Source organism: Nocardiopsis sp. iso_40, from assembly GCF_056173285.1.
Genome location: NZ_CM149666.1, coordinates 2,923,698 through 2,945,991 on the forward strand (window position 1 = coordinate 2,923,698; position 22,294 = coordinate 2,945,991).

A 22,294-nucleotide genomic window follows, 5' to 3' on the forward strand; every position below is an offset into this window, starting at 1 on the left:
CACCGGGGGACGGACCACGGACGGGCGGTGCGGTAGGCACCCGCCCCGCCCGTCCGTTCCGGTGGACCCGGTACCCCGGCCTCCGGCCCCGGTCTGACTACTCCTGGATGTTCGGGGCCTCCGCACCGATGGTCGTGGAGTCGCCGTGCCCGGTGTTGACCACCGTGTCCGCGGGCAGCGTCAGCAGCTTCCGGCGGATCGAGTCCACGATGGTCGGGAAGTCCGAGTACGACCTGCCCGTCGCGCCCGGACCGCCCTGGAACAGGGTGTCACCGCTGAACAGCACACCCAGTTCGGGCGCGTACACGCACACCGCCCCCGGCGCGTGGCCCGGGGTGTGCAGCACCGTCAGCTCCGTGCCCCCGACCCGCACGCTCTGCCCGTCGGCCAGGTCGCCGTCCGGAGCCCGGTCCGGGTGGGTCATGTCCCACAGCACCCGGTCCTCGGGGTGCAGCAGGATCGGCGCCCCCGTCGCGTCGGCCACCGCGGGGGCGGCGTTGACGTGGTCGTTGTGGCCGTGTGTGCACAGCACCGCCACGACCCGGCGCCCGTCCACCGCGGCGGTGATCGCCCCGGCGTCGTGCGGGGCGTCGATCACGACGACCTCCTCGTCGTCCCCCACCAGCCAGACGTTGTTGTCCACGTCCCAGGAACCGCCGTCCAGGGTGAAGACCCCGGACGTGGTCAGGTGTTCCACTCGCGCGTCACTCACAGCCGCACCACCGATCGCAGTACATCGCCCCGCTCCATGCGGGCGAAGGCCTCCTCGATGTCACCGATACCGATCTCCTCGGTGACGAATCCGTCCAGGTCCAGCCTGCCCTGGGTGTAGAGGTCGATGAGCATGGGGAAGTCGCGGGAGGGCAGGCAGTCGCCGTACCAGGAGGACTTCAGCGCACCGCCCCGGCCGAACACGTCCAGCAGTGGCAGTTCCAGCCGCATGTCGGGGGTGGGCACGCCCACCAGCACCACGGTTCCCGCCAGGTCGCGGGCGTAGAACGCCTGCTCGTAGGTCTTGGGGACGCCGACGGCGTCGATCACCACGTCCGCCCCGAACCCGCCGGTGAGTTCGCGGATCGCCTCGACCGGGTCGCCCTGGCCGGCGTTGACGGTGTGGGTGGCGCCGAACCCGCGCGCCCACTCCAGCTTGCGGTCCTCCAGGTCCACGGCGATGATCCGGTCGGCCCCGGCCAGGCGGGCCCCGGCCACGGCCGCGCTCCCCACCCCGCCGCAGCCGATGACCGCCACCGAGTCGCCGCGACCCACCCCGCCGGTGTTGACGGCGGCCCCGATCCCGGCCATGATCCCGCAGCCCAGCAGGCCCGCCGCGGCGGGGGAGGCGGCCGGGTCGACCTTGGTGCACTGGCCGGCGGCGACCAGCGTCTTCTCCGCGAACGCGCCGATCCCCAGGGCGGGGGAGAGCTCGGTGCCGTCCTCCAGGGTCATCTTCTGCTCGGCGTTGTGCGTGTCGAAGCAGTACTGCGGCCGTCCCCGGCTGCAGGCGCGGCACTGCCCGCACACGGCACGCCAGTTGAGGATGACGTAGTCGCCGGGCTCGACGCCGGTGACACCGGCACCGACGGTCTCCACCACGCCAGCGGCCTCGTGGCCGAGCAGGAAGGGGTACTCGTCGTTGATCCCGCCCTCGCGGTAGTGCAGGTCGGTGTGGCAGACCCCGCACGCCTGGATCCGGACGACCGCCTCGCCCGGACCGGGGTCGGGAATGACGATGGTGGTCAGTTCGACCGGTGCGCCCTTCGCGCGTGAGATCACACCCTGGACCTGTTGGGACATGCGAGTTCTCCCTGAACCTCGTGGCCGGTGGGCGGTGCCGGGGGGCACCGCCTCAGGTCACCCTGCCGCACCGCCGGTACGCGTGTCCAACATGTGGAAAGTGTGGGACTCACAAATGGGAGTCATCAATCGGATGCTTCTCGCCGAGCAGTTGCAGGAAGGCGCGGGTGGCCGCGGAGGGTCGCGCGGAGCCGGGCAGCGCCAGAGCCACCCGCCACCGCGTCCGTCCCGGGAGGGCGGTGCTCCTGAGCCCCTCGGCCTGGGGTTTGCGGGTCACCGGGCGGGGTACCACCGCCACCCCCATCCGCCGGTGCACCAGGTCCAGCAGCGTGTACACGTCGTTGACCTGCAGGGCCACCCGCCGGGCGATCCCGAGGTCGGCGAACGCCCGGTCGGCGCAGTCCCGGGCGCCCCACCCCGGGTGCAGGTCCACGTACTCCTCCTCGCCCAACGCCTCGGGGAGGGCTTCCCCGTCCACCGGGTGGCCGGCGGCGGTCAGCAGCATCAGCGGCTCTTCGGTGATCCGTAGCAGCCGCACACCCCCGACCGCGTCGAGCGGCCCGGCCACCAGGGCGGCGTCGAGCCTGCCCGTACCCACCAGGTCGAGCAGCTGCCCGGTGGCGGCCTGTTGGAGGTTGATCGCGACGTTGGGGTGGCGCTCCCGGTACCAGTGCAGGAGGGGCGCGGCCTCCACCACGCCCATGCACTGTTCGGTGCCCAGGGACAGGGCGCCGCGCACCCCGTGGTCGTCGGTGACCAGCTCCCGCAGGCCGTCGGTCGCGGCCAGGATGCGCTGGGCCTCGGTGAGGAGAAGCCGCCCGGTCGGGGTGGGGGTGACCCGGCGGGTGGTGCGCAGCAGCAGTTGCGCGTCGAGGTCCCGTTCCAGGGCGCGGATCGACGCGGACAGGCCGGACTGGGTGATGCCGAGGTACTCGGCGGCCCGGGTGAAGTGCTCCTCCTCGCAGACCGCGACGAAGTGTCTCAGATGTCGTAGCTCCACATCGCGGAGCCTAAGGGGTCGGGCGCGGTCCCGGACGGGCGAACGGACCCGTTCGGGAGGGGCCCGACGCCGTGATCACACCAGCCGCCGCACAATCATTCCACCGCTGCGTGTTCTTCCCGTTCGAACGCGACACGGCAGCGTTCCACCTGGTCGGCCACCTGCCCCATGAACCAGCACATGATCTCGTAGGGAATCACGTGCTCCTCCGGGCTGTGGACGCTGACGCTCGGCTCCAGGTCCGGATCCTCGTCGGGGATCACCGCAACCAGAAAGGCGGGACCGGTCAGGTACGTGGTCCCCTCAGAGCCCGCCTGGCTGGCTGGCGACTCCGGGACGGCCTCGCTCAGCTCCACACGCCAGGTCTCGTCCGGGAACGAGTAGGGGAACAGGAGGGCGTAGCGACGGCCCGCGTGAACTCGAAACTCTGCCATGCCCGCAGGCTGGCACGGCTGCCGTGCCAGTGGACAGTGAATATCCGCGAAGCGCCGGGTGTGACACGGAGCCGCTTGCGCGCAGCACAGCCTCACGGCCCGGTGGAACTGACGGGAGCGTGTTCAGGCGACCTTTTCGGGCTCTTCGGCGGCCTTGCGGGTGTGCTCGTTCGCAGGGGTCAGGCGCCCGGTCCGGTGCAGCCACCAGTCGGCGGGCAGGGTGCCCAGGGGAGGGATGGACGCGGCCAGCGCGACCAGGGTCGGCCACACGCCCCAGCGGAACTGGTAGGCGGCGACCAGGCTCACCAGTACGTACACCATGAACGCTCCGCCGTGCAGCGGGCCGAAGACCTGCACGCCGAGCTCGCTGCCGCTGCCGAGGTACTTGAAGTACATGCCGACGAGCAGCCCGGCCCAGGTGAAGGCCTCGAAGACGGCCACCACGCGGAAGGTCCGGGCGGTCAGGGATGTGATGCTCAACGCGGTTCCTCGGGCTTGTCGTCGCTGTTCGGGGGAGGTCCCGGGAGACCTCCGGGCCGTGTCCAGGTTAGGCCACCCTTTCCGGGGCCCGCCTCCGGGGCCGTGTCCGCCGCGGGGAGGGGCGACCGACCAGGTGTCCTGGAGCCCGCGCGGTACCACCTGCACCACGGGAGAGCTCGACCATCGAAAGGACGGGGCGGGTAGTAGCGTCTCCGTATGCCTGAGGAGCCACCAGGAGCCGAGGAGATCCGTGTCCGGTGCCCCGTCGACGACGAGGAGCTGTCCCGCCTGCACTCCGAGGCGTTCGACCACGAGTTCGAGCTGACCCCCTGGTCCGAGAGGCTCGCCAGGCACAGCCGGTCCTGGGCCGGGGCCTTCGTCGGCGGGAGGCTCGTGGGCTTCGTCCACGCCGTGTGGGACGGCGGCAAGCACGCGTTCCTGCTGGACACGGCGGTGGCTCCGGACATGGGGCGTCGCGGTGTCGGCGGGCGCGTCGTCGCGGCCCTGACCGAGGACCTGCGCGGGTCGGGCGTGGAGTGGCTGCACGTCGACTACGAACCACACCTCGAAGGTTTCTACCGGCGGGCCTGCGGGTTCGGTCCCACCCGGGCGGGCCTGCTCCGGCTGCGGTGAGGCCGTCCCGCGTCCGGACTCCGGTCACACGGCCTCGTTCTGCTGACCGCGGAGTACTAGGCAGCGGTCAGGGACGTGTCCGGGCCGGGTCGTGGTTGCCTTGTGTCGGCACTGTCACCGAAGACCGGGAGTTCTCCGTGCGCTGGACCGTTCACTCCGAAACCTCCCTCTACGCGGACCGGTGGTTGGACATCCGGGTCGCTGACGTGGAGATCAGCGGTGGACGCCGCCTGGAACACCGGCTGATCCGCTCGGCGCCCGGGGCCGGGGCGGTGGTCGTGAACCGTCACGACGAGGTCCTGCTGGAGTGGCGGCACCGGTTCATCACCGACACCTGGGGCTACGAGATCCCCATGGGGGCGGTCGAGGAGGGTGAGACGCCCGAGGCCGCTGCGGCACGCGAGGTGGAGGAGGAGACGGGGTGGCGCCCCGGCCCGTTGCGACCGCTGGTGTGCGTGCAGCCGAGCGCGGGGATCAGCGACTCCGAGCACCACGTCTTCCTCGCGGAGTCCGCCGAACACGTCGGCGACCCGGCCGATGACTGGGAGGCCGAACACGTCGAGTGGGTGCCCCTCACGGAGGTGCCGAAGCTGGTGGGGGAGCGCAGGCTGGTCAACGGCACGTCGATGACGGCCCTGCTGTACCTGTACGGGACGGGCCGCCCGGGATGAGCGCCCGCCACAGCGTCCGGAACCGGGGCGAGGGCCCGCATACCCTGCTGTCGAACAACCGAACCAAGGAGCCAGCGTGACCCGCATCGGTATCACCGGTCACTCGAACCTCACCCCGGACAGCGTGCCGCTGGTACGCGCGGCCCTGGCCGGGGCACTCGAAGCCCATGCGGGTGACGGTCTCGTCGGCGTCTCCTGCCTGGCGCGCGGGGCCGACCAGCTCTTCGCCGAGGCCGTGCTCCGGGCGGGCGGCGGGCTCGAAGTGGTCCTGCCGTCCGTCGACTACCGGGAGGCCAAGGTCAAGCCCGACAACCTCGAACGGTTCGACACCCTGCTCATGCGTTCGACCCTGGTGCGGTACATGCCGCACCGGACCGCGGGCAGGGCCGCCTACGCCGACGCCAACGAGGCGGTCCTGGGCGGGATCGACCGCCTGTTCGCCGTGTGGGACGGCAGGCCCGCGGGCGGCCGGGGCGGGACCGGTGACGCCGTCGGGGCCGCCCGGGAGCGCGGGGTGCACGTCGACGTCATCTGGCCCGCAGGGGCCCGCCGGGGGTAGCCGGGGGCGGGGAGTCCGGCGGCCCTCGCTCCTGCGGGCCTGTTTCGGTCGTCCCGGTCGTGACATGAAACGCCCCTGTTCCGGCGGATACGGATAAGGTCCTCCTGCCCCCGGCGTACGGGGATCACCGGATACGGAACGGATACGGGCTGTCGTGCTTGGATACCTGTCCTTCCTGAGAGCCGACCGGCGCTGGCTGCTGGGGTGTTTCGCGCTCTTCCTGTTCTGCTCCTTCGGGCACACCTTCTTCGTCTCCCTCTTCTCCGCCGACATCCGGGAGTCCCTGGGCCTGTCGCACGGGCAGTTCGGGTCCCTGTTCACGGTCGCGACCCTGGCGGGTGCCCTGGCACTGGCCCAACTCGGCAAGGTCGTGGACCGCCACCCCGCCGGACGGGTCGTGCCCGCGCTCATGCTGATGCTGGCCGCTGGAGCAGTGGCCCTGGCGCTCGCCACCAACGTGTGGGTCCTCCTGCTGGCCCTGTTCCTCCTGCGCCTGTTCGGTCAGGGGATGCTCTCGCACACCTCGTTCACCCTGGCCGGGCGGTGGTTCGACCGGGAACGCGGCCGTGCCACCTCGGTGGCCACCCTGGGGCTGAACACGGCGGAGGCCCTGTTCCCGCTCGCCGTCGTGGCGGTGCTGGCCGTCGTCGGCTGGCGGGAGGCCTGGTGGCTCGTGGCCGGTGCGCTCGTACTGCTCGCCTGGCCGATGTCCGTTCTCGTGCGCAGGGAACGCACACCGCCCCGGGTGGCCGGTGAGCGGCCGACGGTCCCGGCCCGCAGCTGGACCAGGAACCAGACCCTGCGGGACCCCTACTTTTTCCTGCTGCTCACCGCGATGGCGGCTCCGGCACTCATCGGCAACACGGTGTTCTTCCATCAGGCGCACCTGGCCGAGCTGCGGGGCTGGTCGCCCGCCCTGTCCGCCTCGGCCTTCTCCGTGTACGCGGCGGTGACCGTCGCGGCCAACCTGGCGGGCGGCGTCCTCGTCGACCGGGTCACCGGGCTCCGGCTCGTGCCCTGCTTCCTGCTCCCCCTGGGCGCGGGGCTGCTGGTCCTGGCGGTCGTCGAGGGCCCGTGGAGCATCCTGGTGTTCATGGCCCTCTACGGGGTCACGAACGGCCTGTCCCTCAGCCTGATCGGCACCGTGTGGCCGGAGGTGTACGGGGTCGCCCACCTCGGAGCGATCCGGTCGAACATAGTGGTGGTGCTGGTCCTGGCCTCGGCCGCGGGCCCCGGGGCCGTCGGCCTCCTCATCGACGCGGGGCTGGGGTACCCGTCCCAGGTCGCCGCCCTCGGTGCGTACTGCCTGCTGGCGTCGGCGGCCGCGCTGTGGTTCGTGCCGCGGATCCGGGCCCGGCTCCGCCTGGAGCGGAGACCCACGGTGTGAGACATCCGACCTGACCGGGACCTCCTCGGACCCGGGTTCTGGGAGGCGGAGCCGGATTCAGGCGCCGGGTTCGGGGAAGGGTTCGGGGGACACCGAGCGACGATGAGAGGGGGAGCGATGGCCGAGCTCGAACAGGCCCGGTATCCGGCCGGGGTTCCCTGCTGGGTGGAGCTCTCCGAACCCGGGGACGAACTCGCGACCGCTTTCTTCGGGGACGTGCTCGGATGGCGGTTCGAGGAACGCACACCCGAGGGGTCCCCGAAACCCTACTTCGTGGCACACCTCCCCGACCGGGAGGGGGACGTCGCCGGGCTGGGCTCGTTGCTCGCCGAACCCGTGGACGCATCCGTGTGGACCACCTATGTGCGGGTGGACAGCGCGGACGAGACCGCCGAACGGGTGGTCGCGGCGGGCGGCAGCGTCCTGCGCGGCCCCGACGACGTCGAGGGTGTCGCCCGTGTGGCGGTCTGCGCCGACTCGGCGGGGGCCCGGTTCGGGCTCTGGGAGGCCCGGGGGAGCGGCGGCGCCCACCTGGTGAACATGCCGGGGACCTGGAACTTCAGCAACCTGGTCACCTCCGACCCGGAGGCCGCGGAGGCCTTCTACGGTGAGGTCTTCGGCTGGAAGATCCAGCGGGTGACCATGGGAGGGGCCGAGGAGGCCACGATGCTGTACCTTCCGGGGTACGGCGACTTCCGGGAGAAGCAGGACCCGGGGCTCCGGGACCGGCACGCCGCGACCGGTGCGCCCGAGGGGTTCATGGACGCCGTCGGCTGGTTGTCGGTGGTCCCCTACGAGGCCCTCGCCGACACCGTGCCGCAGTGGTCCGTGGAGTTCACCGTCTCGGACGCCGAATCGGTCCTGAGCCGGGTCGCGCAGCTCGGCGGAACCGTCGTCACCCCCCTCGCCGACCTGGGCGGCCTGCGTTACGGCGCCTTCCAGGACCCGAGGGGCGCGGCCATCGCGGTCAACGAGTTCCACCGCCCTGCGGAGTGAGGCCGGGCCGAACCCGAGGGGTCCGCACCGGCACGCACGGTTGTCCCCCTGCCGGAGGATGAGGGGGACCGGCCGTGCCCTTCGGCACGACAGCGCCGCCCTGCCCTTCGCACCCCCGTGCGGGAGGCGTCCCGGGGGCGGGACGGCGTGTGGTCCACAGCCGGAGATCTCCCTCTTGCCACTGGTGGCACCGTTGCGCAGACTGGAAGTCGGGAGGCAGCCCCCGTTTCTCCCAGTCCTCGCGCAACGACCCCCTCGGAGCAGTAGGGACGGCCATGCAGGAATCGACCTTCGACGTGCACGCCTGCCTCGACGCCATCGTCATCCACACCAGCCGGGCCGAGGAGTGCCGGGGCAGGTTCCGCTCAGACCCGGGTGAGCTTCATCGACACGTAGGCGTGGAAACCGCTCCACCGTGTTGTTGGGCAGGGGGCCTGGCCCTTCAGAGCCGGGGTGAATGCCCTTTCCCGGTAGCGGGCCCTGGAGGTGCTCACCAGCGGAAGAAGGAGGCCCCGGGCCAACGCCCGGCCCTCGGCGTGTCACCCTGAGCACGGACCGGCCCCACGAAATCTGGAAAACCACCCCTGGGCGTGTTTGGTGAGGCTAGGTTGCTGTTCGTGTCCAGGTTCCGGTTGTACCCCACCAGCGCGCAGCAGCAGATGCTCGATCACTGCGCGCACGCCAGGTATGTGTGGAACCTGGCGTTGGAGGTCACCAACACCTACCGCAAGGGCGGAGCCCGCGTTGGGAAGCCGCCTCGGTTCGCGGCGATGTGCCGGATGCTCACCCAGGTGCGCCGGACCGACACCGCCGATCTGGATCCTGAAATGGCCGCGGAGTTCGTGTGGGTGGCCTCGGGCAACACCGATATCCAGCAGCAGGCCTTGAAGGACTTCGACCAGGCGATCACCAATTTCTTGGGCGGCAGTCACGGGTATCCGACCTGGCGTAAGAAGCACCGCAACGAGGGGTTTCGGGTGATCGGCACCGGCCGGGTCCCGGCCTTCACACCCGGTGGTGAGCCGTTGCTGAATGCCAAGGGCAAGCAGGTCATGCACCGCAAGGCCACGGTATGCAGGCTCAACAGGAAGTGGGGGCAGGTCAAGGTGCCCGGCTGCGGGTGGGTGAAGTTTCGGCTGACCCGCCGTGAGCTGCCCGATACCAAGTCCTTCCGGGTCACTTTTCGGAACGGGCAGTGGCATGTGGCCTTCGCTGCCATCCCGCACCCGGTTGCGGGTCCGGGTGATGGTTCGGTGGTGGGCATCGATCGGGGTGTGGCCATCACCGCCGTTCTGTCCGATGGGCGGATGTTGAACTGCCCTCAACCCTCCAAGCGGGAGCGGGCGCTGCGCCGCAAGCACGAGCGCCGCGCGGCCCGTGCACCCAAGGGCAGCCCGGCCAAAGCCGCTGAGTATGCCAAGGTGGCCCGGTTCAAGGCGCGGGAGGCGGCGCGGCGTAAGGACTGGGTGGAGAAGACCTCCACCCAGTTGGCTCGTACCTTCGACACCGTCCGGTTCGAGGATCTCAAGATCAAGAACATGACCGCCTCGGCCAAGGGCACGGTGGAGGAGCCGGGGCTGCGGGTGCGGCAGAAGTCGGGGTTGAACCGGGCCATCCTGGCCCAGGGGTGGGGCATGCTCCGCCAACGCACCGGCCACAAAGCCCCGGGCCGGGTTCAGGACGTGCCCGCCCGCAACACCAGTCTGCGCTGTAGCGACTGCCTGTGGATCGACAAGAACTCGCGTCAGAACCAAGCCGAGTTCGTCTGTACCCACTGCGGTTTTTCCTGCAACGCCGACTTGAATGCTTCGAACAATGTCGCGGCAGGACAGGACGCCAGTCCCGCACCTTTTGGGGTGTGTGCCGGAGGGGTGATACCGCGTCCGCGGTCAAGCGCCCGTGAACCCCAGCAACTCCCACTCGCACTGGGTTGGTAGCTGGAATCCCCTGCTCTTTCAAACAGGGGAGGATGTCAACTGGTGTGGTTGGCCCGGCGGCGCCTGTACTCCCGGAACCCGAGGCGCTCGTAGAGCCCGAGGGCGGCTTCGTTGTCGTCCTTGATGTCCTCCAGCGTGTACTCGTCGTACCCGGGGAGGGCGAGGATGTGGTTCAGCACGGCCTTCGCCGCACCCCGGCCGCGGAACTGCCGGGCGCTGGCGACGAAGCCGATCTCGGCCCGTCCCGCCCGCGGCGGGGCGCCCTGCCCCTGGAAGTGCTTGCGGAACACCCGGTCCGCAATGGTCCCCCTGACCAGACCTAGATGCTCGCGCAGAGTCCGGGCGTCGTGGTCGATGGCCTCCTGGCTGCCTTCGGTGAGGCTGGCCAGTGCCGCCGGCCGCCCGTCGATCAGTGCCACGTGGAACCGTTCCAGCACCAGCATGTGCTCGACGGCCGTGACTAGTCGCTCCGGGTCCTTCGCGAAGTAGGCCAGGTCCTCGCCGAACCCGTCGACGAACACCTCCGCGATCCCGTGCCGGTATTCCTCGCCCAGTCCGTCGCCGCGCCGGACCTCGATCATCACCGTCTCCTCAGACATCGCTGCCCTCCTTGAGCAGAAGCCCCATCACGGTGGACACGGTCGGCACGGTGCCTTCCTCGCCCAGCGCGGAGCGCATCGTCACCAAACCGTCGAACACCGCGAAGAAGCAGGTCGCCAGTTCCTCGGGCGGTCCGGGGCGCAGGGTCCCCTGCTCCTGGCCGAGCCCGATCAGCCGCACGGTCGCCCTGAGCAGTTCCGTGTTCCGTTCGACCAGTTCGCGGACGGCGGGCGGGGCCTCCGGTCCCGCGCTGACCCCCTGGGTGAACGCCTGGTGCATGAGCAGGAAGAAGTCGACGAAGTCCCCCTCGCCCCGCAGGTCTGCCAGGAACTCCCCGGTGAACTCCCGCAGTGACTCCACGGGGGTGCCCGAGTCACGGAACCGTTCGGCTGTCGCCCGCAGACCGGCAGCCGCCGCCGTGACCAGGTCGCCGAAGAGTTCCTCCTTGGTGGCGAAGTGGCGGTAGATCGATCCGGTGCTGATGCCGGCCTCCGTCGCGATCCGGCGCATGTTCACCGCCGCGTACCCGTGGCGTGCGAACAGCCGTACCGCCGCCGAGCGCACCCGCTCCCGGGTGGCGGTACGCATCGCCTCGTGCTGTTCCGAAGTCCGTGGCATCGGGCGTCAGCCTCTCACTTTTTGAATGAACATGTGTTCATTCTATCTGGGGTTGCGTGGATGGCAAGCGAGTGGAGTTCGCCCCAGGTTGCGGATGCGGTGGTTCTGGGCTTCTCGGAACTCGTCCGGGTCGTGTCATGATGGCTGGGCACGAGCCAGCTCGTATCTTTGTTGCGGGGAGATAACGGCTTGTGTTGTCGCAGGTCATTAACTGTGAGCCCCGCGCACGTGGGGATGGACCGGTCCTCACCTACACCGTCACCGACCTACCCGCCGTGAGCCCCGCGCACGCGGGATGGACCGCAGCGGGGCGTGTCCATCGGGTGGCACTCCTGGTGAGCCCCGCGCACGCGGGAGGAACCGGGGGCCTGTGAGTTCGCTCGGGATCGAACAGACAAGGTCTCGCCCAGCAACCTGAAACGTCACCGGTCCCTCGCCAACAGCTCTGGCAAGGGGCCGGTTTCGCGTGGCGCTACTTCGTCGCGACCGTACCCACGAGAGCGGACCACTCAACGGCCGTGAAACCGAGATGGCCGAGGTCACGGTTCTGAGTGTCGCGCACGGCGGCTCCGTGAACGTCGGCTCGCGCCTCCACGCAGTTCCCACCCGTGCCGTTGCTGTACGACGACTTGTGCCAGTCTTCGGTCATCATGAGAGGTCGCCTCGAATCTCTTCCAGTTTGGTGCGGGACTCGGGAACCGGCAGCGCAGCGCTCCTCAGTTCTGCGAAAGTCCGGTCGTAGCTTGTCACAACCTCGGGCTGCCTCAGCACGAACCCGGTCTCCTGGCTCTCCACGTATACGAAGGTGCCCGAATCAGGTACTTCGATCAGGGTAAACGCCCCACCCAGTCCGGCATGGCCCTCAGCCTGCAGCGGAACGATCTGGATCCTCAACCGTGGCTTCCAGGACTGGGTGATGAGGTGGTTGATCTGTGCAGTCATCACCTCCGGGTCCTGAAAACGGCGCATGAGGGCTGATTCGTCCAACAGCACCGTTAGTGCTGGCGGGTGCTTCCGAGAAAGGAGTTCCTGCCGCATCCGGCGGGCAGCAACGGTCTTCTCGATGTGCTCGGGGGCGGCTTGGGGGCGAGCCAGCAGGCTGATCGCACGAACATACCCCTCGACCTGGAGCAGGCCCGGGACCAGTCCCAGCGCGAATTCCCTGATCTCCACAGCGGTCTGCTCGGCTTCGGCGACCTCTCGGAAGTAGGCGCTCGTACCTGCCTCGGAGAATGCCGCGTCCCATGCACTGATCAGCACACCGTGCGCGGTAAGAGCGGAGTCCAACCGGACCACATAGTCCCGCTGCGTCCGTTTCTTCCCCCGTTCGACATCGCTGATCGTGCTCTGACCGACGGTGGAGGCAGCGGCGAGTTCTTGCTGGGTCATGGTGGCCTGTAGCCGAAGTTTCTTCACGAGCTTGCCGAACCGGGTCAGCGATACCTGGCCATCGTTGCTCTTCACCACGGAACTCCGGTCGAATATCTGAAGTTATCGCTGCTTATGGAACCTCTACCGAGCTTGCCGATAAACATAGACCAGGGGACGGGACCCAGGGCAGTGTTTCCGGGGAAAGGGCTGCTCCTCGCAGCTAAAAGCCCCGGGGTCGGAGTCGAAGACCGCCGAACCGGGGCTGTGGCCCACCCCGAAACCCCGAGGCGAGAAGAATGCAGGATATCCCCGCACGACAGGCGCTACCAGAGCGCTCCTACCCCCGACGGCTCCGGCTCGAAAGCCCCCACCAGCACGGCATCCTCCTGGGCCACACCCGCGAGTACGCACCCCTGATCGGCTGGTGCCGCAGTGTCCTGCCCGGGAACGCCCGCCCGCTGATCCAGGTCGCCCGCGCCCTGGTCGACAACGCCCACCGGCACAGCCGTTCCGGGAGTCCCGGCGGCACCGTCCGTGTCGTGCTGGACCGGGCCCGGCCTTTCCTGCCGCATCTCTACGTCACCGACAACGGCCCTCTGCACGGGTCAGGTATCGACTACCCCAGGTTGGAGAGGCAGGCAGACGGGTGCGGCCTGGCCCTCGTTGAACGGCTTTCCGTGTACTGGGACTTCTCCTGGTCCTGGGACGGGCACCGTATTCGCGAACTGACCGTTCAGGTCGTTCTGGATCTCACCGACCGGTGAGACCATTTCCCGAGAACCAGAACTGGCCCGGAAAGCGCTGCAACGCTTTCCGAGCCCCGATCCCGAAATCCAACATCCCAGAATATGAAGAAAGCAGGATCAATGACGAACCCTATCCCCGAACCCCGGGGCGCCGCACGGTTTTCGCTTCGCGGACCCGCCCAGTCCGGTCCGGCCTGCGACACCTGCGCCCACCGGACCTGTCGCCTCCTGCGCGCCCGCCACCTGCCCCTCCTGGGCGGCCACCGCCGCGAGTTCGTCCGCGAACACCTGCGTGCCGCCGCCCTACAGGCCCGCAACCCGCACCGGCTGATCTGGTTCGGTGAGAGCACCCAGTCCTACTGGGTCGCCGACGCCCGGGGCCTGACCGAGGCCGCCGACTCCGGGAGCCTGCTCGTACTGCTGGATCCCTGCCCGGAGTGGTAGCCCCGCCGCTCCCCGCCGCTCCCCGCCGGACGAACCCGAACGGCTCCACACCTTTCTGCTCCGACGGGCCCGCCCGTGAACATCTACGCGCCACCGAGGCGGGCACACTGAGGCCGCGCCGAGGGGGCACTGCCCCGGCGCGGCCGAACAGACGACCTCCCCGGCTCCAGGCCAGCGCGGTCCTCAGATCACCCCGAACCCTCCGCCCGCCCCGGACTCTCAGGACCCCGGTCCCTCAGTACAGACGCGGGGTCCGGGGCGGTTCCTGACGGCGCTGCCCGGTCGCCTCGAAGGCGGCCGCGATCCTCAGCAGCCGTGCGTCGTCGTAGGCGCGTCCGGCGAAGGTCAACCCCACCGGCATACCGGTGTCGGGCATCGTGCCCATCGGAACCGTCACCGTGGGGATGCCCAGGTGCCGCCAGACGAGGTTCCCGTTGGCGACCCACACCCCGTTGCGCCAGGCGACGTCGGCGGACTCGGGGTTCACGTCGGCGTCGGCCGGGGCGACGTCGGCCACCGCCGGGAAGGCGATCGCGTCCAGCCCCAGCTCGTCCAACCAGTCCTCGAAGTCGACCCGGCGCGTGCGCTCCAGACCCCGGACCCCCTCCTCCAGGTGCGGGATCTCGGTGAGGGAGGAAGGAACCCCCGCGCGGCGCACGAACTCCGGGTAGGCGGCGATGTCGTCGTCGAACCCGTCGTAGCGGTCCGGCAGGGTGCCAGGCTCGTGCGGGAAGATGCGGGCGCCGTCGACCTGCCCCAGGTCGTTCAGCTTCGGGTCGCCGTTGGCGCGCAGGAAGTCCTGCCAGGACCAGGCGGACAGGTCCAGCAGCTCACGGTCCAGGTACTCCCGGCTGACCAGCCCCCGCGTCCTGATGGTGGGGGCGCCCGGCCGGTCGCCCTCGTAGTTGGTCACCACCGGCAGATCCGTCTCCCGGACGCAGACACCGGAGGCCTCCAGGTCGGCCCGGGCCTCCTCCCACAGCCGCAGCACGCTCGGCCGGGTGGCCACCGGCTGCCCGGTGGGACCGCCGATACCGGGGTTCTCCGAGGTCCCCGCCTCGGGGTCCCCGCCGGTGTAGAGCCTCGGGGCGCCGATCCTGAGCCCGTCCAGGGCCCGCCGCCCCGCGTCCGCGTCGGCCGCGCCCAGGTCGGTGAAGCAGTCGGGCCGCACCCGTGAGGCCGCCGGAACCTCGACCCACGGCTGGCAGCGCCAGAAGTCCCCGCGCGTCTCGGTGTCGTCGGTGACGAGCACCTCCAGCAGCTCCAGCATGTCGGTCATGGTGCGGGTGTGCGGCACCACCACGTCCATGGTGGGCACCAGCGGCCAGTTCCCCCGGATGGAGACGACCCCCCAGGACGGGGTGTAGGCGCAGAGCGCGTTGTTGGAGGCGGGCGCGCGCCCGGACGACCAGGTCTCCTCGGCCAGCCCGAAGGCGGCGAAGCTGGCGGCGGTGGCCGTGCCCGAGCCGTTGGAGGAACCCGAGGCGAAGGCCGAGGTCAGGTAGTCCCCGTTGTAGGGGCTCTCGGCGCGCCCGTACACACCGCGCTGCATGCCGCCGTTGGCCATCGGCGGCATGTTGGTCAGCCCGATCAGCACGGCTCCGTTCTCACGCAGCCGCTGCACCGTGAACGAGTCGCGCTGGGCCACCAGGTGCTCGAAGGCCGGGGACCCGCCCGCGACCGTCAGCCCGCGCGCCTGGTAGCTGTCCTTGGCGGTGTAGGGGATCCCGTCCAGCGGCCCCAGGACCCGCCCGCGCGCCCGGCGCTCGTCGGAGGCCCGGGCCTCGGCGAGGGCGTCGGGGTTCGCCACCACCACGGCGTTGAGCGCGATCCCGCTCCGGTCGTAGGCCTCGATCCGCGCCAGGTAGTTGCGCACCAGCGTCTCACTGCTCACGCGGCCCCGCTCCAGGTCCTCGCGCAGCTGCGGGATCGTGGCCTCGACGACGTCGTAGAGCTCCATCAGTGTGTCCTCTCCTGCTCACACGGGGTCGGCTGCTGCTGGGTGATGCAGTGGACGCCGCCGCCGAAACGGAAGATGTCGCGGGCGTCGACCTGCTCGATCCGGCGGCCCGGGTAGGCCTCGGCCAGGATGCGCGCGGCCTCCTCGTCCCGCGGGTCGTCGAAGGCGCACAGCACCACGACCCCGTTGGCGACGTAGTGGTTGATGTAGGACCAGTCGACGAACTCCCCGTCCTCGTCGGTGAGGGCTTCGGGGGCGGGCACGTCGACGATGCGCAGCGGGTTGCCGTCGGCGTCCGCGGCGCTCTCCAGGACCCGGCGAAGGGATCGGGTGATCTCGTGGTCCGGGTGGCGGGGGTCGTCTTGGCGGTGCAGCAGCACGGTGCCGGACTCGGTGAAGCTCGCCACGATGTCGACGTGCCCGCGGGTGCCGAACTCGTCGTAGTCGCGCCAGAGCCCGCGGGGCAGCCAGACGGCGTGGCTGGTGCCCAGCCTCGCGTGGATTCGCGCCTCCACGTCCGCCCTGGCCAGCCCCGGGTTGCGGCCCGGGTCCAACTGCACGGTCTCGGTCAGCAGGACCGTGCCGCAGGCGTCGACGTGGAACCCGCCGCCCTCGTTGACCAGGCTGCTCGGGATCCGGGGGACCCCGGCCAGCTCTGCCATTCGGCCGCCCACGAGCCGGTCCGACTCCCAGGCCGCCCACCCCTGGGCGCCCCAGCCGTTGAAGACCCAGTCCACGCCCCGGACGCTCCCGTCGCGACCGTGCACGAAGGTGAGCCCGATGTCGCGCATCCAGGCGTCGTCCAGGGGCATCACCACCGTTTCGATCCCGGGGCCGAGCAGCGCCGCGGCCGTCTCGGCGTCCTCGGGGGAGACCGCCACCGTCACGGGTTCGTGGCGTGCGATGGTGCGGGCCACCGCCGTCCACGCCGCACGGGCGCGCTCCAGGGTCGGGCTCCCGTGCGGTCCGAAGGTGTCGTTGGCGGGCGGGAAGGCCATCCAGGTGCGTTCGTGCGGTGCCCATTCCGGTGGCATCACCGTGGCGGGCGGCCCGTCGGCGGAACTGTGAGCGAACATGTCAATCCTTGTCGGGGAACAGTGGTCCGGGGCCGCAGGACCCCGGGCGGGGCCGCAGGACCCCGGGCGGGGCCGGGCCCGCTGCGGGTCCGGCCCCGGGGCGTCAGCCCTGCGTGGGGTACTCCGTGGTCACGAACCGGCGCCGGAAGAACTCGGGGCTGCGCAGGTACTGCACGACCATGGCCGCGCCCCCGAGGACGAAGATGGCGACCCCCAGGACGAACACCAGCCCGATCCCGCCGATCTGCGACCCGGAGCCGTAGGCGGGGTCCATGGAGTCCCAGGCGGTCTGGAAGAAGAAGACGAGCAGCAGGAGCCCGCCGATCAGCGGTGCCACCAGCTTGGTGAACAGGCCGCCCAACGACGCGGCGGCCTCGCGCCGGAAGTACCAGGCGCAGGCGAGGGCGGTCACGCCGTAGTAGAAGCAGACCATCATGCCCAGCGTGGTGATGGTGTCCCACAGGACGTTCTCGGAGAGCACCCGCATGACCGCGTAGAAGACCGAGGCGATGAGCACCGACACGACGGTCGCGTAGCCGGGGGTCCTGTGCACCGGGCTGACCCGGGCGTACTTCGGCGAGAGCGCCCCGTAGTGGCCCATCGCGAGCATGGTGCGCGCCGGCGAGATCATCGTGGACTGCAGCGAGGAGGCCGAGGAGGACAGCACCGCCAGGGACATCAGGACGGCGAAGGGGCCCATCACCGGACCGGCCAGCGCCGCGAAGACGTTCTCCTGGATGCCGGGGTTGCCCAGGCCGAACTCACCGGTGGAGACACCCGCGAAGGAGAGGGTGGCCACCGACACCGCGGTGTAGAGCGCGACGACCACCAGGATGGTGGCGATGGCGGCCTTGCCCGGGGTCGTCGTCGCGCCGCGGCTCTCCTCGTTCATCGTCACGACCACGTCCCAGCCCCAGTAGATGAAGACCGACAGGGCCACGCCGGCGGCGAAGGCGGAGAAGGAGTCGACGCCGAAGGGGTTGAACCACTCCAGCCGCACGGGGGTGGCGTCGAAGGCCGAACCGGCGTTGACCTGGACGAACGCGGCGATCGAGAACCACACCAGCACCACGAGCTGGAACGTGACCAGGATGTACTGGAAGGTCTTGGTGGCCTCCAGCCCCCGGTAGGAGATCCAGGCCGCGGCGGCCATGAAGGCCAGGCAGGTCAGGATGTTGACCGGCACGTTGCGGGTCAGTTCGGCGATCTGCCCCTGGCCGGTCAGCTGCGCGATCGCCAGGTAGAAGAAGTCGACGGCGATACCCGCGAGGTTGGACAGCACCAGGATGGTCGCGGCCAGCAGGCACCAGCTGGCCATCCAGCCGACCCAGGGACCGAAGGCCCGGGAGGCCCAGGTGAAGGTGGTGCCGGAGTCGGGCATCGCCTTGTTGAGCTGGCGGTAGCCGATCGCCACCAGCAGCATCGGGACGAAGCCGACCAGCAGGATCGCTGGCAGGTGCTCACCGACGGCGGAGGCCGTCGGGCCCAGGGCGCCGGAGAGGGTGTAGGCCGGGGCGATGGTGGAGACGCCGATGACCAGGCCTCCCAGGAGTCCGATCGCTCCCTTGCTGAGGCCCTTCCAGTTGTTCGGGGTGTCGGTGCCGGCCTCTGCCGGCTGTCCGGTGGTGTGGGTCATGGGTTCTTCCTGTGGTCGCCGGGTGGGTGTCGGCGCCGAGGGGACGGCGCCGCGGGAACCGGTGGGCCTGCGGGCCCACCAGGGGATGGGGTTCGTGCGCCGCGGCGCCGATCCCTCGGGACCGGGTCACCCGAGGGGTGCCCGCGAGCCGGGGGAGGCGCCGAGGATCTCCTCGGCCGCACGCCGGCCCTGGCGCAGCGCGCCGTCGACGTGCTGGTAACCCTCGGCCGCCAGGTCCGAGCAGGCCCAGTGGACGGGGCCCACGGGACTGCGCTGGTCGGCCCCGTAGCGGTGCAGGCCGCCGAGGTCGTAGCTGGCCGCGTACGCGCCGCGGGTCCACTCCTCGGAGGCGAAGTCCGACTCGAAGTAGACGAGCGGGTCGAGTGCCTCGTCGCCGAGGTAGTTCGCCAGGGAGCGCAGGATCGCGTCGCGGCGCTCCTGGGCGGGCCCGCGCAGGAGGCCGTCGGCGAGCTCGTCGGAGACGAAGGCGACCAGGGTTCCGCGGGTGTCCCCGTGGTTGGTGTTGTCGTAGACCTCCTGGCACAGCTCCTTGGCGCCGAAGCCGGTGCCGGACAGGCCCCTGTCCCGCCAGAACGGGGTTTCGTAGACCGCGTGGACCTTGATGACCAGGCCCATCGAGGTGTGCTGGTGCATCTGCTGCTGCAACCAGGGGAGCGGGGGCTCGAAGGAGATGCGCGAGTAGAGGTTGGGCGGCACCGCCACGACCACGTGGCGGGCCCGCACGGTCACGCGGTCGGACCGGACGATGGCGGGTCCGGTGTGCTCCGCACCGTGGGAGGAGGCCTCGTCCTCGCTCCAGCGGATGGTCCTGACCGGGCTCCGGAGGAAGACCGTGCCCTCCTGAAGGGCGTCGGCCATCGTCTCCGAGACCGACTGCATGCCTCCGACGACGCGGCGGTCGAGGATGAAGTCCTCGTCCACGAGGTTGGAGAAGGACCCGGCCGAGGCGGCCATCAGGACGGCCTGCAGCACCGAGAAGGCGTGGGCGGGCTTGGTCAGCATGCCCCCGGCCATGAAGATGCCGATGTTCTCCCGGGCGGCCTCGTCGTCGGTCTGGCGGCGCAGCCACTCGGTGAACGAGAGGGTGTCCAGTTCACGTGCGCGCGGGTGGTCCCAGGGGCGTTCGGCGCCGATCTCGGCGACGAGCTTGTCCAGGGCGGCGATGACGCGCTCCATCTCCGCCTCGGTCCTCTCCCCGGCGGGGAACATGTCCCCGGTGTACTCGTGCCGGGAGCCGTCCGCGGCGAGGTAGACGTTGGCCCCCTCGCGGTGCCGCGGGAAGGTGCTCATGCCCAGTTCGTCGAGGAGTCCGAGCAGCTCGGTCTGGTCGGGGGAGACCCACTGGCCGCCGATCTCCAGGAAGGCGCCGTCGATCTCACGGGACCAGGTGCGGCCGCCCACGCGGTCGCGGGCCTCCAGGACCGCGACGGAGCGGCCGGCGGCCTGCAGGGTGCGTGCGGCCATCAGCCCGGCCGGGCCGGCGCCCACGATCACGACATCGCGGTCGAGGACCTCGTCGCTGCCGATGACGTGTGTGCCACTCATGGGTGTGCTCCTTCGAACATCAAAATGAACTTCATTCATTAACGGGTAAGGCGTCCCCGATGTCAAGTAGCTCACTCTCCACCCGGGGACGACATACGGGCCGGTCAGCGGGCTGAAGGCCCGCCACCGCACCGATTCGGCGCTTTCGCGCCGCTTCTACACTTGAGGGGAAAATGCATCGAGGCCCCGCCGCGCGGCCGACAGGAAGAAGGCATCAGTGACCCAGCAAGCCCGCAACGGACGGGGCCGGGGCAGGCCCTCCTCACCGGTCCTGTCCCGCGAACGCCTCACCCAGGCCGCGATCCGGATCGTGACCGAGCAGGGCTACCGTCACCTGACCATGGCCTCCCTGGCGCGCGAGCTCGGAGTCGCGGCCTCGGCGCTGTACAACCACGTCTCCGCCAAGCGCGACGTGCTGGTACTGATCCAGGACCGCATCAACGAACAGATCGACTGCTCCGCGTTCGCCACCGAGCCCTGGGACCATGCGCTGCGGCAGTGGGCGCGCTCCTACCGGCGGTGCTTCACGGAGCACACCGCGCTCATCCCGGTCATGGCGGTGCTGCCCGTCGCCGACTCCCCCCAGACGCTGCGGATGTACGAACGCGTCACCCGCGCCCTGCAGGACGCCGGGATCGTCGGCGCGGACGCCGTGGACATCATCGTCGGGGTCGAGGCGCTCGTCTTCGGCGCCGCCTACGACGCCTCCGCCCCGAACGACATCTTCGACCCGGGCGGTCTGGAGGAACTGGCCCCGACCTTCACCCGGTTCGCCGCCCAGCGCTCGGCGGACCCCCGCGCGGCCGCCGACCGGGCCTTCGAACTCGCGCTCGACGCACTGATCGTCGGCCTGCGTCACAGGTACGCCGTCACCGACGGCTGAGGCGGGGCGGGGCCCGCGCGGGCAGCGTCTGCTCACACCTGGAGCGCGTGCATGACGTGCTTGACGCGGGTGTACTCCTCCACCGAGTACAGCGACAGGTCCTTGCCGTACCCGGACGACTTGAAGCCTCCGTGGGGCATCTCCGCGGTGAGCAGCACGTGCGTGTTCACCCAGACGCAGCCGAAGTCGAGGGCGCGCGTCAGGCGCATCGCCACGCCGTGGTCGCGGGTCCAGACGCTGGAGGCCAGCGCGTAGTCCACGTCGTTGGCCAGCGCCACGGCCTCCTGCTCCGAAGTGAAGCTCTGCACGGTCAGGACCGGCCCGAAGGTCTCCTCCTGGACCAGCTCGTCGTCCTGGCGGACGCCGGTGACCACCGTCGGTTCGAGGAAGTAGCCCCGGGTGCCCTCGACCTGCCTGCCCCCGGCCACCACGGTGGCGTGCTCGGGCAGCCTGGCGAGCTTGTCGGTGACCGACGCGAAGTGCCGCGCGTTGTTCAGCGGGCCGTAGTCGTTCTCGGACTCCTCGGCCCGGCCGGTGCGCGTCTGGCGGGCCGCCTCGGCGAGCAGCTCCACGAACCGCTCGTGCGCGCTCTCCTCGACCAGCACCCGGGTGACGGCGGTGCAGTCCTGTCCGGCGTTGAAGGTGCCGAACTCCACGAGCGCCTTCGCCGCAGCGGGCAGGTCGGCGTCGGCGAAGACCACGGCGGGCGCCTTGCCGCCGAGTTCCAGGTGGCCGCGCTTGAGCCCCTTGGCGGCCGAGGCGGCCACCTGTCGGCCAGCCCGCACCGAACCGGTGAGCGAGACCATGGCCGGTTCGGGGTGCTCCACCATGAGCTCCCCGGTGCTCGCGTCGCCCAGGAGCACGTTGAACACGCCCGCGGGGAAGACCTCCCCGATGAGCCGCGCCAGGACCAGCGTCGACTCGGGGGTCGTGTCCGAGGGCTTGAGCACGATGCAGTTCCCGGCGGCCAGGGCCGGACCGATCTTCCACACCGCCATGAGCAGCGGGTAGTTCCAGGGGGTCACCTGTGCCACGACACCGACCGGCTCCCGGCGGACGTAGGAGGTGTGGCCCTCCATGTACTCCGCGGCCGCGCGCCCCTCCAGCGTGCGGGCGGCGCCCGCGAAGAAGCGCAGGTGGTCCACGCCCATGCCGATCTCCTCCTGGGAGATCATCCAGCGCGGCTGACCGGTGTTGCGGTGCTGGGCCTCGACGATCTCGTCGGCGTGGGACTCCACCGCGTCGGCGAGCCTGAGCAGCAGGAGCTGCCGTTCGGCGGGGGTGACGTCCTTCCAGGACTCGAAGGCGGCGCGCGCCGCGGCGAAGGCGCCGTCGACGTCCACGCGGTCCGAGACCGGCGACACCGCGACGGTGCGCCCCTGTGCGGGGTCGACGACGTCGATGCTTTTCTGCCCGTGCGCGTCGACGAACTCACCGTCGACGAAGTTCTGGAGGCGGCTGCCCATGGGGTCTCCTCGGCCGTGTAGAAAAATGATGCTCGTT

General features: G+C 70.3%; 23 protein-coding genes. 9 read left to right on the forward strand and 14 right to left on the reverse strand.

The annotated features are described in order from the left end of the window. Positions 1-97: 97 nt before the first annotated feature. From AC0VYD_RS12680 to AC0VYD_RS12700, 5 genes are all read right to left on the reverse strand, one after another. Positions 98-712, reverse strand: coding sequence for an MBL fold metallo-hydrolase (locus AC0VYD_RS12680; protein ID WP_473039809.1), 615 nt, complete (start codon positions 710-712; stop codon positions 98-100). Next, entirely contained in the window at positions 709-1,794 is a 1,086-nt protein-coding gene (locus AC0VYD_RS12685; protein WP_475480070.1) for an S-(hydroxymethyl)mycothiol dehydrogenase, read from the reverse strand. The genes AC0VYD_RS12680 and AC0VYD_RS12685 overlap by 4 nt, the downstream gene beginning before the upstream one ends. A gap of 109 nt (positions 1,795-1,903) precedes the next feature. Next, a complete protein-coding gene (locus AC0VYD_RS12690) occupies positions 1,904-2,794 on the reverse strand; it encodes a LysR substrate-binding domain-containing protein (RefSeq protein WP_475480071.1) in 891 nt (296 codons plus the stop codon). Between the two features lie 95 nt (positions 2,795-2,889). Then, the gene (locus AC0VYD_RS12695; protein WP_475480072.1) at positions 2,890-3,228 is read right to left on the reverse strand and encodes a hypothetical protein; all 339 of its coding nucleotides are present in this window, start codon (positions 3,226-3,228) and stop codon (positions 2,890-2,892) included. A 123-nt stretch (positions 3,229-3,351) separates the two neighbouring features. Continuing rightward, positions 3,352-3,708 (reverse strand): DUF3817 domain-containing protein, encoded by a 357-nt coding sequence (locus AC0VYD_RS12700; RefSeq protein WP_475480073.1) that lies wholly within the window; start codon positions 3,706-3,708, stop codon positions 3,352-3,354. A gap of 216 nt (positions 3,709-3,924) precedes the next feature. On the opposite strand from AC0VYD_RS12700, the gene AC0VYD_RS12705 reads away from it, so the two are divergent. The 6 genes from AC0VYD_RS12705 (at position 3,925) to AC0VYD_RS12730 (ending at position 9,891) form a co-directional block, all read left to right on the forward strand. Next, complete coding sequence (locus tag AC0VYD_RS12705; RefSeq protein WP_475480074.1) at positions 3,925-4,341, forward strand: GNAT family N-acetyltransferase; 417 nt, start codon at positions 3,925-3,927, stop codon at positions 4,339-4,341. A 137-nt stretch (positions 4,342-4,478) separates the two neighbouring features. Beyond that, entirely contained in the window at positions 4,479-5,012 is a 534-nt protein-coding gene (locus AC0VYD_RS12710; RefSeq protein ID WP_475480075.1) for an NUDIX hydrolase, read from the forward strand. Positions 5,013-5,088: 76 nt separating this feature from the next. Beyond that, positions 5,089-5,571, forward strand: coding sequence for a hypothetical protein (locus AC0VYD_RS12715; RefSeq protein ID WP_475480076.1), 483 nt, complete (start codon positions 5,089-5,091; stop codon positions 5,569-5,571). A gap of 154 nt (positions 5,572-5,725) precedes the next feature. Then, positions 5,726-6,958: an MFS transporter gene (locus AC0VYD_RS12720; protein ID WP_475480077.1), complete on the forward strand. Its 1,233-nt coding sequence runs from the start codon at positions 5,726-5,728 to the stop codon at positions 6,956-6,958. A 117-nt stretch (positions 6,959-7,075) separates the two neighbouring features. After that, on the forward strand, positions 7,076-7,954 hold the full coding sequence (locus tag AC0VYD_RS12725) for a VOC family protein (protein WP_475480078.1): 879 nt from the start codon (positions 7,076-7,078) through the stop codon (positions 7,952-7,954). Positions 7,955-8,586: 632 nt separating this feature from the next. Further along, positions 8,587-9,891 carry an RNA-guided endonuclease InsQ/TnpB family protein gene (locus AC0VYD_RS12730; RefSeq protein WP_475480079.1) on the forward strand — a complete coding sequence of 435 codons (1,305 nt, stop codon included), beginning with the start codon at positions 8,587-8,589 and terminating at the stop codon, positions 9,889-9,891. Between the two features lie 35 nt (positions 9,892-9,926). Here AC0VYD_RS12730 and AC0VYD_RS12735 read toward each other — a convergent pair whose 3' ends face one another. The 4 genes from AC0VYD_RS12735 to AC0VYD_RS12750 all read right to left on the reverse strand — a co-directional run bounded on the left by AC0VYD_RS12735 (position 9,927) and on the right by AC0VYD_RS12750 (position 12,576). Further along, entirely contained in the window at positions 9,927-10,490 is a 564-nt protein-coding gene (locus AC0VYD_RS12735) for a GNAT family N-acetyltransferase (RefSeq protein ID WP_475480080.1), read from the reverse strand. Next, positions 10,483-11,109, reverse strand: coding sequence for a TetR/AcrR family transcriptional regulator (locus AC0VYD_RS12740; protein WP_475480081.1), 627 nt, complete (start codon positions 11,107-11,109; stop codon positions 10,483-10,485). Before AC0VYD_RS12740 ends, AC0VYD_RS12735 begins: the two co-directional genes overlap by 8 nt. Before the next feature lie 472 nt (positions 11,110-11,581). Beyond that, a complete protein-coding gene (locus tag AC0VYD_RS12745; RefSeq protein ID WP_473039798.1) occupies positions 11,582-11,761 on the reverse strand; it encodes a DUF397 domain-containing protein in 180 nt (59 codons plus the stop codon). Further along, positions 11,758-12,576 (reverse strand): helix-turn-helix domain-containing protein, encoded by an 819-nt coding sequence (locus AC0VYD_RS12750; protein WP_475480082.1) that lies wholly within the window; start codon positions 12,574-12,576, stop codon positions 11,758-11,760. The genes AC0VYD_RS12745 and AC0VYD_RS12750 overlap by 4 nt, the downstream gene beginning before the upstream one ends. Before the next feature lie 200 nt (positions 12,577-12,776). Here AC0VYD_RS12750 and AC0VYD_RS12755 point away from each other — a divergent pair, with 200 nt between their 5' ends. Both AC0VYD_RS12755 and AC0VYD_RS12760 read left to right on the forward strand, forming a co-directional pair. After that, positions 12,777-13,244 (forward strand): ATP-binding protein, encoded by a 468-nt coding sequence (locus tag AC0VYD_RS12755; protein WP_475480083.1) that lies wholly within the window; start codon positions 12,777-12,779, stop codon positions 13,242-13,244. Between the two features lie 102 nt (positions 13,245-13,346). After that, on the forward strand, positions 13,347-13,670 hold the full coding sequence (locus AC0VYD_RS12760) for a hypothetical protein (RefSeq protein WP_475480084.1): 324 nt from the start codon (positions 13,347-13,349) through the stop codon (positions 13,668-13,670). A 235-nt stretch (positions 13,671-13,905) separates the two neighbouring features. Here AC0VYD_RS12760 and AC0VYD_RS12765 read toward each other — a convergent pair whose 3' ends face one another. The 4 genes from AC0VYD_RS12765 to AC0VYD_RS12780 form a co-directional block, all read right to left on the reverse strand. Next, complete coding sequence (locus AC0VYD_RS12765) at positions 13,906-15,630, reverse strand: amidase (RefSeq protein ID WP_475480085.1); 1,725 nt, start codon at positions 15,628-15,630, stop codon at positions 13,906-13,908. Further along, entirely contained in the window at positions 15,630-16,706 is a 1,077-nt protein-coding gene (locus AC0VYD_RS12770; RefSeq protein ID WP_475480086.1) for an agmatine deiminase family protein, read from the reverse strand. The genes AC0VYD_RS12765 and AC0VYD_RS12770 overlap by 1 nt, the downstream gene beginning before the upstream one ends. 103 nt (positions 16,707-16,809) lie before the next feature. Next, entirely contained in the window at positions 16,810-18,342 is a 1,533-nt protein-coding gene (locus AC0VYD_RS12775; protein WP_475480087.1) for an APC family permease, read from the reverse strand. 126 nt (positions 18,343-18,468) lie between these two features. Then, entirely contained in the window at positions 18,469-19,908 is a 1,440-nt protein-coding gene (locus tag AC0VYD_RS12780) for a flavin monoamine oxidase family protein (RefSeq protein ID WP_475480088.1), read from the reverse strand. Positions 19,909-20,125: 217 nt separating this feature from the next. Here AC0VYD_RS12780 and AC0VYD_RS12785 point away from each other — a divergent pair, with 217 nt between their 5' ends. Continuing rightward, positions 20,126-20,791 carry a TetR/AcrR family transcriptional regulator gene (locus tag AC0VYD_RS12785; RefSeq protein WP_475480089.1) on the forward strand — a complete coding sequence of 222 codons (666 nt, stop codon included), beginning with the start codon at positions 20,126-20,128 and terminating at the stop codon, positions 20,789-20,791. A gap of 32 nt (positions 20,792-20,823) precedes the next feature. Here the strand turns inward: AC0VYD_RS12785 and AC0VYD_RS12790 are convergent, their stop codons facing one another. After that, positions 20,824-22,257 (reverse strand): gamma-aminobutyraldehyde dehydrogenase, encoded by a 1,434-nt coding sequence (locus AC0VYD_RS12790; protein ID WP_475480090.1) that lies wholly within the window; start codon positions 22,255-22,257, stop codon positions 20,824-20,826. Positions 22,258-22,294 lie beyond the last annotated feature (37 nt).

Coding starts and splice junctions, on each gene's coding strand:
- AC0VYD_RS12685 (WP_475480070.1), bottom strand. CDS start 1,794: ATGTCCCAACAGGTCCAGGGTGTGATCTCACGCGCGAAGGGCGCACCG.
- AC0VYD_RS12695 (WP_475480072.1), bottom strand. CDS start 3,228: ATGGCAGAGTTTCGAGTTCACGCGGGCCGTCGCTACGCCCTCCTGTTC.
- AC0VYD_RS12705 (WP_475480074.1), top strand. CDS start 3,925: ATGCCTGAGGAGCCACCAGGAGCCGAGGAGATCCGTGTCCGGTGCCCC.
- AC0VYD_RS12725 (WP_475480078.1), top strand. CDS start 7,076: ATGGCCGAGCTCGAACAGGCCCGGTATCCGGCCGGGGTTCCCTGCTGG.
- AC0VYD_RS12735 (WP_475480080.1), bottom strand. CDS start 10,490: ATGTCTGAGGAGACGGTGATGATCGAGGTCCGGCGCGGCGACGGACTG.
- AC0VYD_RS12740 (WP_475480081.1), bottom strand. CDS start 11,109: ATGCCACGGACTTCGGAACAGCACGAGGCGATGCGTACCGCCACCCGG.
- AC0VYD_RS12745 (WP_473039798.1), bottom strand. CDS start 11,761: ATGATGACCGAAGACTGGCACAAGTCGTCGTACAGCAACGGCACGGGT.
- AC0VYD_RS12755 (WP_475480083.1), top strand. CDS start 12,777: ATGCAGGATATCCCCGCACGACAGGCGCTACCAGAGCGCTCCTACCCC.
- AC0VYD_RS12760 (WP_475480084.1), top strand. CDS start 13,347: ATGACGAACCCTATCCCCGAACCCCGGGGCGCCGCACGGTTTTCGCTT.
- AC0VYD_RS12765 (WP_475480085.1), bottom strand. CDS start 15,630: ATGGAGCTCTACGACGTCGTCGAGGCCACGATCCCGCAGCTGCGCGAG.
- AC0VYD_RS12770 (WP_475480086.1), bottom strand. CDS start 16,706: ATGTTCGCTCACAGTTCCGCCGACGGGCCGCCCGCCACGGTGATGCCA.
- AC0VYD_RS12775 (WP_475480087.1), bottom strand. CDS start 18,342: ATGACCCACACCACCGGACAGCCGGCAGAGGCCGGCACCGACACCCCG.
- AC0VYD_RS12780 (WP_475480088.1), bottom strand. CDS start 19,908: ATGAGTGGCACACACGTCATCGGCAGCGACGAGGTCCTCGACCGCGAT.
- AC0VYD_RS12790 (WP_475480090.1), bottom strand. CDS start 22,257: ATGGGCAGCCGCCTCCAGAACTTCGTCGACGGTGAGTTCGTCGACGCG.